General features: G+C 68.9%; 14 protein-coding genes and 2 pseudogenes. 11 read left to right on the forward strand and 5 right to left on the reverse strand.

Translation table 11 applies throughout. The features are described 5' to 3' along the window. The first annotated feature begins 44 nt into the window (after positions 1–44). Positions 45–485, forward strand: coding sequence for a VOC family protein (locus tag FR742_RS15965; RefSeq protein WP_020540396.1), 441 nt, complete (start codon positions 45–47; stop codon positions 483–485). A gap of 110 nt (positions 486–595) precedes the next feature. Then, positions 596–1,585: a winged helix DNA-binding domain-containing protein gene (locus FR742_RS15970; protein WP_261808562.1), complete on the forward strand. Its 990-nt coding sequence runs from the start codon at positions 596–598 to the stop codon at positions 1,583–1,585. Positions 1,586–1,627: 42 nt separating this feature from the next. Here FR742_RS15970 and FR742_RS15975 read toward each other — a convergent pair whose 3' ends face one another. Continuing rightward, complete coding sequence (locus FR742_RS15975) at positions 1,628–1,936, reverse strand: hypothetical protein (RefSeq protein ID WP_026213767.1); 309 nt, start codon at positions 1,934–1,936, stop codon at positions 1,628–1,630. A 144-nt stretch (positions 1,937–2,080) separates the two neighbouring features. Continuing rightward, a pseudogene (locus FR742_RS15980) lies at positions 2,081–2,571 on the reverse strand (DUF4158 domain-containing protein). A 265-nt stretch (positions 2,572–2,836) separates the two neighbouring features. On the opposite strand from FR742_RS15980, the gene FR742_RS15985 reads away from it, so the two are divergent. The 9 genes and pseudogenes from FR742_RS15985 to FR742_RS16020 all read left to right on the forward strand — a co-directional run bounded on the left by FR742_RS15985 (position 2,837) and on the right by FR742_RS16020 (position 9,470). Further along, positions 2,837–3,772 (forward strand): tyrosine-type recombinase/integrase, encoded by a 936-nt coding sequence (locus FR742_RS15985; protein WP_148031684.1) that lies wholly within the window; start codon positions 2,837–2,839, stop codon positions 3,770–3,772. A 248-nt stretch (positions 3,773–4,020) separates the two neighbouring features. Further along, positions 4,021–4,797, forward strand: a complete 777-nt coding sequence (locus FR742_RS46545) for a reverse transcriptase domain-containing protein (protein WP_222708944.1) — start codon at positions 4,021–4,023, stop codon at positions 4,795–4,797. Next, positions 4,797–5,042: pseudogene (locus FR742_RS46550) on the forward strand (reverse transcriptase domain-containing protein); the annotation flags it as partial. The gene FR742_RS46545 and the pseudogene FR742_RS46550, both read left to right, overlap by 1 nt. A gap of 139 nt (positions 5,043–5,181) precedes the next feature. Continuing rightward, the gene (locus FR742_RS46555) at positions 5,182–5,469 is read left to right on the forward strand and encodes a group II intron maturase-specific domain-containing protein (RefSeq protein ID WP_396990184.1); all 288 of its coding nucleotides are present in this window, start codon (positions 5,182–5,184) and stop codon (positions 5,467–5,469) included. 140 nt (positions 5,470–5,609) lie between these two features. Then, positions 5,610–5,747 carry a hypothetical protein gene (locus tag FR742_RS45205; RefSeq protein WP_222708946.1) on the forward strand — a complete coding sequence of 46 codons (138 nt, stop codon included), beginning with the start codon at positions 5,610–5,612 and terminating at the stop codon, positions 5,745–5,747. Beyond that, complete coding sequence (locus FR742_RS16000) at positions 5,744–6,169, forward strand: hypothetical protein (RefSeq protein ID WP_148031685.1); 426 nt, start codon at positions 5,744–5,746, stop codon at positions 6,167–6,169. Before FR742_RS45205 ends, FR742_RS16000 begins: the two co-directional genes overlap by 4 nt. 829 nt (positions 6,170–6,998) lie before the next feature. After that, complete coding sequence (locus FR742_RS16010) at positions 6,999–8,147, forward strand: glutathione-independent formaldehyde dehydrogenase (RefSeq protein ID WP_148031686.1); 1,149 nt, start codon at positions 6,999–7,001, stop codon at positions 8,145–8,147. A 32-nt stretch (positions 8,148–8,179) separates the two neighbouring features. Beyond that, positions 8,180–9,013 carry an aldo/keto reductase gene (locus FR742_RS16015; protein WP_148031687.1) on the forward strand — a complete coding sequence of 278 codons (834 nt, stop codon included), beginning with the start codon at positions 8,180–8,182 and terminating at the stop codon, positions 9,011–9,013. Positions 9,014–9,134: 121 nt separating this feature from the next. Then, positions 9,135–9,470 carry a hypothetical protein gene (locus FR742_RS16020; RefSeq protein ID WP_148031688.1) on the forward strand — a complete coding sequence of 112 codons (336 nt, stop codon included), beginning with the start codon at positions 9,135–9,137 and terminating at the stop codon, positions 9,468–9,470. A gap of 133 nt (positions 9,471–9,603) precedes the next feature. On the opposite strand, the gene FR742_RS45210 is transcribed toward FR742_RS16020, so the two are convergent. The 3 genes from FR742_RS45210 to FR742_RS16035 all read right to left on the reverse strand — a co-directional run bounded on the left by FR742_RS45210 (position 9,604) and on the right by FR742_RS16035 (position 14,496). Further along, positions 9,604–10,518, reverse strand: a complete 915-nt coding sequence (locus FR742_RS45210) for an Ig domain-containing protein (RefSeq protein ID WP_222708947.1) — start codon at positions 10,516–10,518, stop codon at positions 9,604–9,606. A gap of 694 nt (positions 10,519–11,212) precedes the next feature. Further along, positions 11,213–12,871, reverse strand: coding sequence for an ABC transporter ATP-binding protein (locus tag FR742_RS16030; RefSeq protein WP_148031689.1), 1,659 nt, complete (start codon positions 12,869–12,871; stop codon positions 11,213–11,215). Continuing rightward, entirely contained in the window at positions 12,868–14,496 is a 1,629-nt protein-coding gene (locus FR742_RS16035; protein WP_148031690.1) for an ABC transporter ATP-binding protein/permease, read from the reverse strand. The genes FR742_RS16030 and FR742_RS16035 overlap by 4 nt, the downstream gene beginning before the upstream one ends. Between the last annotated feature and the right edge of the window lie 81 nt (positions 14,497–14,577).

The following is a 14,577-nucleotide window of genomic DNA, read 5'->3' on the forward strand; positions in this document are numbered from 1 at the left end:
GATGACCGTCTGAATGACGCCCAGCTCATGGAAGAATGCCACCTATGGCACGGTTTATCGGTTTCGGCAATGTAGTCCTGCCCGTGCGGGATCTGCCCGCCAGCATCGCGGCCTGGACCGCGTTGCTGGGCGGACCACCCGCGTTCCAGAGCGACGATTTCGCGGCGTTCTCCGGTGATGGCGTGGAGATCGGGCTCACCGCGGCGCCCTGGGTGGATCATCCGCTGGTCTTTTGGGCGGTCGAGGATATCGAACAGGAGCATCGCGCACTGGTCGCCGCCGGGGCGACGGCGATGACCGAGATCTCCGACGGATCGCTCGCCGAGGTCGGTACCGCCGAGGCCGCCGCGGGGGACAACATCGACCCGGCAACCGGCATCGTGGACATGCCCGGAGCCCGGCTGGCCGTCCTGAAGGCGGCCGACGGCAACCTGATCGCCATCACTCAAGAGGTACCGATGGACTGGTCGGCCGACCAGTCGTGAGATCGGGCGTACCCGAGCTGTCCCGGAGGGTACTGAACCGGACACTCCTGGAGCGGCAACTGCTGGCCCGGCGCGTTCCTCGTACTCCGCTGGAGGCGATCGAGCACCTCGTGGCGATGCAGGCACAAATGCCCAACGGACCTTATGTGGGGCTGTGGGCGCGGTTGGAGAACTTCCGGCACGATGACCTGACGGCCCTGCTCGAGAGCCGCGACGTGGTGCACGCCACTATGCTGCGCTGTACCCAACACCTGGCCAGCGGCGAGGACTTCCGTTGGCTGTGGCCGACGGTCGCGCCCGCTGTGCGGAAAGCCTTGACCGACGCGTACTACGCCACGCAGATCGAGGGGATGGATCTCGACGAGCTCGCCCGCGTCAGCCGACAGCTACTGACCGGAAAGACGCTCACCCGCCGGGATCTCGGCCAGTTGCTCACCGACCGATTCCCCGGCCGCGCCCCTGGCCGGCTGGCCGAGGCCATCGAGCTGCTGGAGGCGTTGGTGCATCCACCACCCCACTCCACCTGGGGCCGGTGGGGGCATCGGCGTGGGACACCGGTCACCCTGGCTGACGAATGGCTCGGCCGCCCGCTGACCGACGCGCCACAACCGGAGGCGATGGTCCTGCGCTACCTCGCCGCGTTCGGTCCAGCCAGTGTCATGGACATCCAGGCCTGGTCGGGATCGACCCGGCTCCGCAAGGTCGTCGAAGGGTTGCGGCCGAAACTGCGCGCCTTCCGGGACGAGCAGGGAGGCGAACTGCTCGACCTGCCCGACGCACCGCTGGGCGAACCGGACCGACCAGCGCCGGTCCGGTTCCTGCCCGCCTTCGACAACGCCGTCCTCGGGTACCGGGACCGGACCCGCGTGATCAGCGAGGAGAATCGCCGGCGGATCGCGCCCAGGGCCTCCGGGGGCGTGCCATTGTTCCTCGTCGACGGCTTTGCGGAAGGCAGCTGGACGCTCACGAACGGCCACCTGCACATCGCACCGTTCCGGCCACTGTCGGGATCCGAAAAAGCAGCGGTACGAGACGAGGCCGCCCGCCTGCTCGCGTTCGTCGCCCCGGACAACACCGAACCGTCGTTCACACTGGAGTAAGCCCGATCGGGACTCGGGCCAGGGCGAACCGGTCGAGGTTCATCACCTCGCCCCGCGCCGCGACGAAGTCGCGAACGGGCCCGCGAGGAGGATCGGAACGGGATTGTCGTCGACCGACTTGCCCTCCAGGTAGATGACGGTGGCCAGCAACGTGGCCAGCTGACGTGAGGGGCCGTGCCGGCGCAGCGTGGTCGCCGTGGCGGTCATCCCGTACCGGGCCAGGTCCACCATCCGCCGGTGCGGCACCCCCGGCGGCAGCTCCATCGCACCCAGGCCGACGCTGAGGATCTCCCCGGCGCGCTCCAGCGCCTTTCCATGTTCCGGCCCGAGGGCACCGACGGGCCCTTGCACCAGCGCTCCAGATCCGACGATCGCGCCCCTCCTGCACCTCCAGCAACCGGGCCAGGATCGCCTGTTGCCGCGGCGACAAGATCCCGTACAGCGTGTCGTGCAGCCGCTCGGTCGCCTCATCGCGCACCCGGGCGATCAGCCGGGTCAGCGTGGTCCCCCCGGCAGCAGCACCTTGTTGGAGCGCAGCCAGCTCACGCCGTCGATGAAGATGCTCTTCTTGCCGTCCCCGGTGTTCCACGCCCGCGCATCCACCCACGCGGTGAACTCCGCCTCGACCGCGGAGAACTCCCGCAGCCCGTACGCCTTCTTGATCTCGTCCTGGTGGCCGAACTGCGTCTGGCGCCGCTCGGTGTACTGTTTGATTGCGAGACGTCCGCCACGCCGAGCTGGTCGGCCAGGTAGTCGATCACCTCGGCCGGGACCTCCAGCGGGTCCGGCAGGAACCGGCCCACGTACCGGGCCGTGGTGAGTTGCAGGGCGAACCCGAGCCGGTGCTGATCGCCGCGGCGGCGCCCGATCAGCTTCCGGTCCGCGTCGTCGAGGAAGAACATCTTCTCCAGCTCGGCCCGCGTCGGTGCCCCTACGTAGCGGCCGTACGCGGCCGCCTCTTCATCGCTCAAGAACTCAACTGGCATGAGCCCCGAAGGTAGGACTCATCCATCAGCGCGGGCCAGGTGCAAAATCGAACTGTTACGGGGAAACGGCTTCGACGACCCTCTGAGCAGCACGATGGCCTTGCGGTGCGAATCAGCAGGATGGAGATCAATGGTTACGGGATAGCTGTTGTTATCTGGCAAGATGGCCGCTGCGGGCCGGGCCCGAGCTGGGCAACCGTCGTCCGGCGCGGATGCTTCGTTTCCCGGTTATCTGGCAACCTGGGGGATGGTGGAGGTCGGCACGGTGGATCCGGTCATCGCCGAGCAGCTCGGCCGCTCCCACCCGCTCGCCCGGCATCTGGACGACTTCCTCACCGACCTGGCCAACGCCGGGAAGTCGGCGCACACCCGGCGCGCCTACCGCGGCGACCTGATCGCGTTCGCCGCCCACCACGGCGAAGAACTCGCCGAGTTGACCGCCGCGCCGGTCCGCGCGTTCCTGGCCGAGCTCGCCGAGCTGTCGCCGGCCAGCCGCAAGCGCAAGCGCGCCGCCGTCGCCTCCTTCACCAAGTGGGCCGTCCGCCACGACCTCCTGGACGCCAACCCGATGGACCGCATCGACACCGTCAAAGTGCCCAAGAACCTGCCCCGCCCGGCCGCGGCCGCCGACGTGGCCAAGCTGCTGGCGGTGATCTGCTCGCGGCGGCCGCGCAAGGACCTGCCGCTGGACCGGCTACGCGACCGGGTACTGTTCGAGACCGTCTACGTCTGCGGCACCCGAGCCTCGGAAGTCTGCGGTCTCTATGTGGAGGATCTCGATCTGCGCCTAGACGACGAACACGTGCGCATCCACGGCAAGGGCGGCAGCGTCCGCACCGTCCTGCTCGACGACCGCGGCTACGTCACCCTGCTCAAGCTCTACCTCGCCCGCGCCGGCTACAGCGCCGGGCCGCTGTTTCGCGCCTCTATCAACGGCCGCGGCGGACCTCTGTCCTACGACGCCGCCCACCACCGCTGGCAGAACTACTGCCAAGCGGCCGGGGTGGAGATCGACATCCACCAGCTGCGCCACGCCCACGCCACCGAGCTCATCAACGCCGGCGTCTCCATCGAGGCCGTCCGCCGCCGCCTCGGACACGCCTCCACCGAGACGACCCAGTTGTACGCGCTGCTCGACGACAAGGTCGCCGACGCCGAGATCCGCGCCGCCCGCCGCCGCCGGGACCAGGCAACACGTTAGGGAAGCTTCGCAACCAAGAACAGCCTCAGCTCCCTGCAGTCAAGATCGTTCTCAGCGCCAACGGCTGTCCACCGGTTCCTCAACCCCGGGTTCCGCCACGGGCCGCGCATCCGGCGCGGAGATTCGGGCTGGGCCCACCGTCGGCCGACCGGGCCGGGACGGGGCGGAGCCGCCGTAGTAGTCCGAGCGCGGGAAAGCCGCGCACATGGCGAAGGGCGGCAGCGGGTTACGAGTAGAAGGGGACTGCAATGCTCGAAGACGCCGGGGTGGAGATCCCGGCCGCGCAGTGCGACGCGCCGCTGGTGCGTCCGCTGCGGGTACGGGAGATGCAGACCAATCTGCACCGCTGGGCGGTGGCCGATCCCGGCTACCGCTTCGATGATCTATACCACCTGGTATGCGACCGCAGGTTCCTCGCGATGGCGTGGGACCGGGTCGCCGGCAACACCGGTGCCCGCACTGCCGGGATGGACCGGGCTACGGTCCGCTCCATCGCCGAGCAGGTGGGCGTGGATGCGTTCCTGGACGAGATGCGTGAGCAGTTGCGGCAGCAGAGGTTCCGTCCGCTGCCGGTGCGCGAGCGGACGATTCCCAAGCACGGCGGGAAGCTGAGGAGTCTCGGCATCCCGACCGTGGCCGACCGCGTGGTCCAAGCAGCGCTGAAACTGGTGCTGGAACCCATCTTCGAGGCTGACTTCGAGTCTGTCTCCTACGGGTTTCGGCCTGGCCGGAGGGCACACGACGCGATCGCCGAGATCCACTTCTGGGGCACTCAAGGCTACCGCCAGGTCCTGGACGCGGATATCGAGGCGTGCTTCGACTCGATCGACCACAGGGCCCTGATGGCCCGGGTGCGCGCACGGGTCAAGGACAACCGCGTGCTTGCCCTGGTCAAGGCGTTCCTGAAGGCCGGGATCTTGCGGGAGACCGGACTGATGGAGCCGTCCGCGACCGGCACCCCGCAAGGCGGAATCCTTTCCCGCTGCTGGCTAACATCGCTCTGTCCGTGCTCGACGAGCACATGATGGGACCGTGGAAGCCGGGCGGGACGATGTCCAGCGACTCCCGACGCTTCACGCGGGTGGCCAAGAACCTGCCCAACTGGCGGATCGTGCGCTACGCGGACGACTTCGTCGTGCTGGTCAGGGGTGAACGCCACCATGTCGAGGCGTTGCGGACGGAGATCAACGAGGTTCTTGCCCCGCTCGGGCTGCGCTTGTCGCCGTCCAAGACACGCGTGGTGCATATGGCCGACGGGTTCGACTTCCTCGGCTTCCACATCAAGTGGATGCTCAAACGAGGAACGGACAAGTGCTACGTCTACACCTTCATCGCAGACAAGCCGGTCCGCGAGCTGAAACGAAAGATCAGAGCACTGACCCACAGGAGGTCAGGTCCCGTTCGCCGCCGTGCTGTCGAGGATCAACCAGATCCTGCGCGGCTGGGCCAACTACTTCAAGCACGCCGTCGCCAAGCACACGTTCAACGCCTTGCGTTCGTTCGTGTGGTGGCGAGTGGTCAACATGATCACCTATCGGCGGCGCATGACGTGGACGGCCTTGCGTCGACAGTTCAAAGGCCCTCAGGGCTGGCGGCAGATCGCTCTGGACGGAGTCGAGTTGTTCAACATCGCCGCAGTGGCGGTCACCCGCTACCGCTGGCGCGGGCTGAACATCTCGACACCCTGGGCTGCATAAGATCATCGATCCAGCGGCAGCAACCCGTGGAGAGCCGGATGCGGTGAGAGTCGCACGTCCGGTTCGGCGAGCGGCTTGAGGAAACGGGGTCAGAGAAATCTGAACACCGCGCCTCAAGCCGACTCGACACCTACGGCACGATGTCCCTGCACCGGCGCCTGGTACGCGACTACGAACACGATCAGGCCAGCTCCGAGTCACGGGTGTACTGGGCGATGACCGACGTGATGAGCCGCCGGCTGACCGGCCCTTCCACTCCCGCCTGGCGAACCACGTGAGCGCCCCGGACCCCGGCGCGTGGCTGCTCAGCAGGATCGACGCGCGCGAGGCGGCCCTGACCGGCGAGGCCGAGCAGACCCGCAGCTTGATCAACGACCTCACCGCGCGCCTCCGCGAACTCGATGAAGCTCTCGATCATCTGCGGATCACCCGCAAGACCCTGCTGTCCCTCGCAGACGAGCCGGACGCCACGACGGCCGCACCGCCTGCCGAACTGCCTGGCCATCCCGTCTACCAGCAGATTCTCGCCATCTTCGCCGATGTCGCCCAGCCCATGCGGGCCCGTGATCTCTGCCTGGCGCTGGACCTGCCCATCGTGGCCAAGAACATCGAGAACGTCCGGTCCAAGCTCAAGCGTCTGGTCAGCAAGGGCGTCCTCGTCGAATCCGAGCCGGGGTTGTTCGCTCAGCCGCGTCCGTAGCTCCGCTACGAGTCACTTGACCAGCCCGCCTCACCCAATCGCAACGGCGAAAGGGGCATCAACTATCGAACCGCCCTCTCAGCTCCGGGTTTGACGTAGCGCATGGCGGTGCGGGGGTTCTTGTGCCGGGTCTTGCCTATGATGAGCTGGAGCGGGACTGGCGAGCGTCGCGTGTTGCGAGGTGCGGGTGGTGCGGCGGTCGGCGATGAGGATGAGCAGCAGGTCGGCCAAGACCCTAGGCAGCCAGGGCGGGGGCACCGGCTCCGGCGCGGTCGAAGAAGCTGTCGGCACGGGCCAAGCTGCTGGAGGCACCGGGGGGGCAGGAGCTGGCCGAGGATGGCTCAGCCGGTGGGTAGCCAGTAGGAGACCGCATACCGGACAGCGGGTCTCCTATCAGCACCGCTGTGCTGATAGGAGGTGAGGTTGGCCAGGTAAGTCGGCCGCTCCTTCAGCAGCTCGCCCAGCGGAGCGCGGCGCCTTCAGTAAAGCACCAGCTGCGTGATGACGGTCGCGAAGAGCGCGCGGCTGAACGCCACGCCCCGCGTGAGGTCTGTCACCGGCGCTTCCTCTGCCGTTTCTTCGTTCTCGGCCTGTTTTCACATCGAGCTCCTCCGGATCGGCGTGCCTCGAGCTGGGCGTATCAATGGAGACATCTGACCAGATACGAACCTATGCCCTGGAATTCGAGGGAATGAGTTGAGCTGGGTTCGCCTCGCTTACCGGCACTGGGTCCGCACTGCCGCCGACCAACGTATCCACTGCACCGCCCGCCGCACATGAGTGCACGCCAGCCCGCGGGCACCTGGCAAACCAATCAAGGGGGAACAGCATGAAAGCACTGGTCTACAACGGGGTCCGCGACGTGGTGGTCAAGGACGTGCCGGACGCCCGCATCGAACGGCCGACCGACGTCCTGGTCCACGTCACCACGACCAACATCTGCGGCTCCGACCTGCACATGTACGAAGGGCGCACCGACCTGGAGCCCGGCCGGGTGCTCGGCCACGAGAACCTCGGCGAGGTCGTCGAGGTCGGGTCGGCGGTCGACCGGATCAAGGTCGGCGACATGGTCTGCCTGCCGTTCAACATCTCCTGCGGGCACTGCAAGAACTGCGAGGCCGGGCTGACCGCCTTCTGCCTTACCCTCAACCCTGACGCGGTCGGCGCCGCGTACGGATTCGCCGGCATGGGGCCCTACAACGGCGGCCAGGCCGAACTACTGCGCGTGCCCTACGGCGACTTCAACTGCCTGCGGCTGCCGGAGGACGCCCGGGAGAAGGAAACCGACTACGTGATGCTGTCGGACATCTTCCCCACCGGCTGGCACTGCACCGAACTTTCCGGCATGCGGCCGGGCGAGTCGGTCGTCGTCTACGGCGCCGGCCCGGTCGGCCAGATGGCCGCCTACTCGGCGATGATCAAGGGCGCCAGCCAGGTCTTCGTCGTCGACCGCCACCCCGACCGGCTCCGGCTCGCGGAGTCGATCGGCGCGATCGCGATCGACGACTCCAAGGGCTCGCCCGTCGACCAGGTGCTGGAACAGACCCGTGGCGAAGGTGCCGACCGGGGTTGTGAGTGCGTGGGCTACCAGGCACACGACCCGCAGGGCACCGAGCACCCCAACATGACGATGAACAACCTGGTCAAGTCGGTACGGCCGACCGGCGGCATCGGCGTGGTCGGCCTGTTCCTGCCCCATGACCCCGGCGCCCCCGACGACATGGCCAAGAAGGGCGAGATCCCCTTCGACATGGGACTGTTCTGGTTCAAAGGCCAGAAGATCGGCACCGGCCAGGCCAACGTCAAAGCCTACAATCGGCAGCTGCGCAACCTCATCCACACCGGTCGCGCCACGCCGTCGTTCGTCGTCTCACACAAGTTGCCGCTGGAGCAGGCCCCGGAAGGCTACCGGAACTTCGACGCCCGCGAGGAGGGCTGGACCAAGGTCGTCCTGCACCCCAACGGCCACAGGCGCTGACACCCGCCGAGCCGGGGGGGAAGAGAGGTCACATGACAGCCACCCACACTGTCGCACTGCCGTCGGGCGTCCTGGTTCCGGCACTCGGCCAGGGAACCTGGCATATGGGCGAGGATCCGGCCCGGCGTAGCGAGGAGATGGACGCGCTGCGCGCCGGCCTGGACTTCGGCCTGACCCTGATCGACACCGCCGAGATGTACGGCGACGGCGGCGCCGAAAGCCTGGTCGGCGCGGCGATCTCGGGTCGCCGTGACGAGGTCTTCCTGATCAGCAAGGTGTTGCCGAGCCACGCCGACCATGACGGGGTGCGGGCCGCCTGCCATGAGAGCCTGCGCCGGCTCGGCACCGACCACATCGACCTCTACCTGCTGCACTGGCCGGGAAGTGTGCCGCTGGCCGAGACCATAGGGGGATTCGACTCCCTCGTAAGCGACGGCGCGATCGGCTCGTGGGGAGTCAGCAACTTCGACGTCGGCGACCTGGCCGCACTTCCCGCCGGGACGACCCCCCAAACTGATCAGATCCTCTACAACCTCAGCCGCCGCGGGCCCGAGGTGGATCTGCTGCCCGAGTGCCGGCGGCGCTCGATGCCCGTCATGGCGTACTCGCCCATCGAGCAGGGACGCCTGCTCGGCTCCACCGTACTGCGCGAGGTCGCGGCCGCACACCGCGCGACGCCCGCGCAGGTGGCGCTCGCCTGGGTCCTGCGCGACGACCCGATGATCGCCATACCCAAAGCCGCCACCCGTGACCACGTCCGGGAGAACGCGGCGGCCCTGGACCTGCGGCTGACGGCCGACGACCTCGCGACGCTGGACCGCGCCTTCCCCGCGCCCGACCACAAGGTGCCGCTCGACATGCTGTGATCGCCCTGCCGAGCCCGTCTTGCAGGAGGCTGGACCCGCCTGTCGCCCTCCTCTGCCGAAAAGCGGACAACGACTCCGCCTCCAGGACGCCACCGCCGAGGTGCATCGCTACCGGCGCGCGATGCGTGATGACAAGGTCGGGACCCGGCTCGGCCTGCTTCCGGTCGGGAAGCTGGACTATGACGGTCCCAAAGTCCCGGCGGGGGTCCTGCAGGCCACCGGACTGCACACCGCGGCCGACATCCAGCGCCATCGGCAGCACCTGACGCGCTTCGACAGAATCGGGCCGAGACACGCCGACAAGCTCCGGCAAGGCCTCGCCAATGCTCTTCGGCTCCGCAGCGACGACCTGCGGCCCGCGCTGGATGAGCGCGCTTGGCACCGCTACGAGGTGGACCTGGCCAGAGCCCTGTACACGCTGCAGGTCGCCAGGAAGCTGTCGCAGGCGGCAGTCTGACAGAGAGGGGCGTGTGTCACGGGTTGCTCCTCTCTTACCCGCACCGAGCGGGATCGGAGAGGAGGACCGAGCCGGGAGCGCAGACAATACGCGCCGTCGCCTTTCCGACAGAGTTTCCGTTGGGGGCAGAAGATCAGCATCTGGGGCAGATGGCCTCGCGCCGGACGCGCCAGGTGAAGGTGGTGCTTGCCTGGCCGCCGCCGACGGCCGTGACCGTGACGTTGTAGATTCCTATCGAGGGCGTGCCGGTGATCAAGCCGGTCGTCGTGTCGATGGTCAGCCCGGGCGGCAGATCGGTCGCCGACCAGGTGTAGGACCCGCTCCCGCCGGTGGCCTGCATCTGCAGCATCACGCTGTCCGCCGGGAGGCGCGTGCTCTGGGTGCCCGGGTTGACGACCGTCATCGCCGGCGGGGGCGTGGGGATATCCGGCGGCGGGCAGTCGAGCCATACCGGATCAGACCCCGTCGATCCGGTGATGAACTCCGGAGACCCCGACAGGTATTGGACCGTGGCGGTCGCCCGGCCCGAGTAATAGCCGGATTCGCACAACTCGCCCGGGGTGGGGGCGCCGAGGCCGAACAGGGGGACCAGGGTGGTGTACTGCCAAACGTCGGTGCGGCCGTTCACGGTTACGCCGGGGCCGGCGACCAGCCCGTGGTAGAGCAGCTCCACGGTGAGGTCGATGCGGCGCACTGGGCCGTCGCACTGGACCGTCGCGCTGTAGTTGACGGTCTTGGCGTCGGTCTTGCTCGGTGGGCTGCCCGGCGAGACCCACCAGCAGACGTGGCCGTCGGGAAGGTCGGCGGATGCCGGGGTGGCGTCGATGCGGCGCGCTGGACCGTCGCACTGGACCGTCGCGCTGTAGTTGACGGTCTTGTTGTCGGTCTTGCTCGGTGGGCTGCCCGGCGAGACCCACCAGCAGTTGTGGCCGTCGGGAACGGTGGCGGATGCCGGGGTGGCCAGGCCCAGGGATGCGATGGAGAAGGCAGCTGCGACCAGGGCCAGGAGGATGCGGGATAAATTGCGATACCACAGATTCACACGCATCGCTGGATGTTCTCACGGGACATCAGCGTCGACAATGGGTGAGCCCGGGACCGGGAGGTGGGCCGGGGCGTGCACTCGAAGACAACCTGCTCACGCACAACTGCGGCGGGGTGGGAGATCCCCGGCGGGACCGACCTACTGGCATTTCCGTGTCGCGACGTACCGACGCTCTCGGCCCCGGGAGTACTGCGGGACCGAGGGCAGTGCCACGGATCCCGGCCAGGATGGGGTGTCGCGGAGGGGACGCCGAAGATTGCTCCTGATAATCCTTCTCAGGAGTGACAATCCATGATCAGGAGGGAGTCCCGGTGACTGCCCTCGCCCTCAGACCCGGCGCGCCCGGCGCGGCTCCTGTGGCGGCCGCGCACACCGCTGCGGACTTTGCGCTGAGTGCCGCGACGCTGACCACGCTGACCGAGGCGGTGCCAGCCTCGACCTGGCGCGCATACGTGGCGGACATGGCCGCGTTCACCGCCTGGTGCTCCAGACAGGACCGGACGGTGCTCCGGCCACCGCCAACAACCGCGTCAGGCACCGCAGCCTTCCATGATCATGTGCCAGGTGATCTGAGACATTCGACCTGCCACGCCATGATTCTGGGACCGCCATGACTCCGGATGTCTCAGTCGACTTGGCGTCCACCAGGTCACACCTTGTCGCGCACGCCAACTCAATTGAGAAGGGACAGCATCATTCACGATTGCGCTGCGAACAGCTGCGACAACCTCTCGCTGAGCTGGTCGTAAGGGCCTTCGGCGGCGACGCGTCCCTCCTCCAGCAGCACGATGTGGTCGGCCTGCCGGATGGTGGACAGCCGGTGCGCGATGACCAGCGTGGCCCGGCCCGCGGCTGCTCGCTGGAGCTCCTCGGTGAGGCGGGCCTCGTTGTCGGGGTCGAGGTTGGCCACCGCCTCGTCCAGGACGAGCACCGGCGCCCGCGTGGCCAGCGCCCGGGCGACTGCCACCCTGGCGCGCTGGCCGCCGGACAGGGTGACGCCTCGTTCCCCGACGGGAAGCTCCGGGTCGATGGTGAGCTGGGCGGCACGTAGGGCACCGGCCACGTCAGCGTCGGGCGCGCCGAGTCGTACGTTCTGCCCGATCGTGCCGGCGAACAGGTGTACGTCCTGTGGCACCACGGTGACGTGCCGGTGCGGCTCGGCGATGTTCGGCAGTGGCACGCCGCCCACCAGGATGCGGCCGTCATCCGGATCCCAGTGGCGCAGCAGCAGTGACACGCAGGTGGACTTGCCCGCTCCTGAGGCGCCGACCAGGGCGACGGTCCTGCCGTACGGGATGCGGAAGGACACCCCGCGCAGCACGTCCGGCCCGTCCCGCGTGTAGCGGAAACGTACATCCTCGAAGATCACGTCCGGCTGGGTGGCCACCTCGCGGGCGTCTCGTGGCGGGGGCACGTTCGCGGGCGCGGTGACCAGCGTGCGCACCCGGTCGGCGGCGGCGCGCAGTGTGCCGTACTCCTTGAGCAGCAGCGCCACCTGGGCCGCCGGGCCAAGTGAGCCGGCGGCCAGCACCATGGCCACGGGGGCGTCGGCAGGGGTCCGGATGACCGTGACGACCAGGAGCAACGTCCCCGCCGCCGCGACGGCGAGAAGCAGGTCGGTGAGGGCCGCCTCCAGCCCGCCGCGGGCGGCGTTCGCCGCGTGGGCGCGGGCCAGCCTGCGGGTCTTGCGCGCGAGCAGGTCCCGCCGGCGTTCGAGCGCGCGGAAGGCGGCGAGCTCGCGCATGCCCTGGACGGTGTCGACCACGTCGGCGGTCAGTTCGGCGGTGGCGGCACGCAGTTCGTCACCGTGCCGCCGCGACGCCTTGCGCAGCCACAGGGGAACGGCCAGCACACATGCGGCCAGCGGGAGCGAGACGGTCAGCAACAGGGGGTCGATCATCGCCGCGGCCACGCTCCCGGCCGTCAGCACCGTGCCCGCCGTGATGAGCTGTGCAAGGGTGTGCGCGAACAGCCATTCCAGGGTTTCGATGTCCGACAGCGCGGCCGCCGACAGGTCGCCGCTGCGGCGGCCCAGCAGGCGGGCCGGGGTGATCCTGGCGACCGCGTCGTACACCTGTCCCCTGAGTCCGGCCAGCACCAGGTACGCCAGGTCGTGCGCGACGTAGGTCTCCCACCAGGCGGCCAGCGTGGCCACCACGACCAGCGAGCCGAGCAAGGCGCCGGCCAGGTCGAGGGGCGCGACGTGGCCGGCGATCGCCCGGCCGGCCAGCCAGGCGCCGGTCACGGCCGCCCCGAGCGCGGCCAGCTGGCCGAGCAGGTTCGCGGCCAGGGTGGAGACGAAGGCCCGGCGATGCGCGCCGACGGCTCCCGCGAGCCAGCGGATGGACGGGTTCATGCCACTGCCTCCAGGACGGTTCCGTTCTCCAGGGTCACCACGTGGTCGGCCTGCCGAATGGTGTCGGGGCGGTGGGCGATCATCAGGCAGGTACGGCCCCGCCGCACCTGGGACAGGGCCTGCTCGGTGCGCGGGTCCACGTGCGAGGTGGCCTCGTCGAGCACCAGGACGGGCGCGTCTGCCAGCAGCGCCCGCGCGATGGCCAGGCGCTGCCGCTGCCCGCCCGAAAGCGTCGCGCCGCGCTCCCCCAGTGGCGTGTCGTAGCCGCCGGGCAACTCGGTGATGAAGTCGTGGGCGGCGGCCAGGCGGGCGGCGGCGATCAGTTGCTCGTCGCCGGCGTCCGGCCTGGCCAGGCGCAGGTTCTCGGCCACGGTGCCGTGGAAGAGGTAGGTGTCCTGGGCGACGATCGCGACGCCGCCGCGCAGGGCGTCCAGGGAAAGGTCGCGTACGTCGACGCCGCCGATGCTGACCCGCCCCTCGTCGGGGTCGTGGTGACGTTGCAGGAGAGCTGCCAGCGTGCTCTTGCCCGCGCCCGACGGGCCGACCAGGGCGACGGTGCGGCCCGGCTCGACGGTGAAGCTGACCTCGCGGACGGCGGGCCGCTCGGAGCCCGGATAGGCGAAGGTGACGCCCTCGAACGTGATGGCAGGTGGCGTGGGGAAGTCGTGCCGCGTTCCCCGATCCGCGACAGCAGGGGACGCCGCCAGCAGGACCTCGATGCCATCGACCGCCGTTATCCCGAGATATCCGGCATGCCAGGCGTCGGAGAGATTCTTCACGGGGCGGAAGCACTCGACGGCGATCACCAGGACCGCGAACACCTCCCACGCGCTGCCCGAGGTCGTCGCGGCGAGAACGGCCCCGGCAGTGCCCGCCTGCACGAAGAACGCGCTGACCCCGGTCTCGACAAGGGAGACCCTGAGCTGACGCATCGTGGTCAGGTAGAGATCATGGGCTCGCCCGGCCAGCCGCGTCCCCAGGGTGCCGACCGCGCCGAAGGCCCGCAGCGTCGCCATGCCCTGCATCGCCTCCAGGTAGTCCGAGGCCAGCGCGGCGAACGCGGCCCAGCGGCCCCGTCCCCGCCGCAGCAGGGTCGCGTCCCAGAACCTGGGGATGATCAGGACACCGGCCACGGCGACGGCCAGGACGGCGGCCGCGGCCGCGTTGACCGTGAACAGCCAGCCGACCAGCGCCACCGGCACGCAGAAGGTGACCACGACCTGCGGAAGGTAGCGGCTGAAGTACGGGTCGAGCCCTTCCACGCCATCCACCAGCGTGGTCTGCACATTGCCCGTGCGGGTGCCGGTCAGGTGGGCGGGGCCCAGCCGTCCCAGGTGGACGATCAGCCGGTCGCGCAATCTGGCTTTGATCAGCCCGCCCGCCCACACGGTCACCGCCTCTCTGGTCCACAAGAGCGCCGCCCGCACCGCGATCACCGCGAATCCCCAGGCCAGCAGGCGCACCGCGGCCGGGGTGTCACCGCGGATCAGGGCTGCCAGGGCCGCGGTGAGCAGGACCGCCTGGGTGACGTACGCGGCGCTGACCGCCAGGCCAAGCGCCACACAGGCCGCGATCGGCCCCCGCACGCTCCCGGCCAGCTGCAGCAGCCGGCGATGAATGATCAACGCGCTGTCCTTCCGAGTCCCTGAAGCACACGATGTGCCGACTTGATGCGAAGCGAGAGTAAATGATAACTATTTTCATTG

Source organism: Nonomuraea sp. C10 (assembly GCF_008017515.1).
Classification (GTDB): Bacteria; Actinomycetota; Actinomycetes; order Streptosporangiales; family Streptosporangiaceae; genus Nonomuraea; species Nonomuraea ferruginea.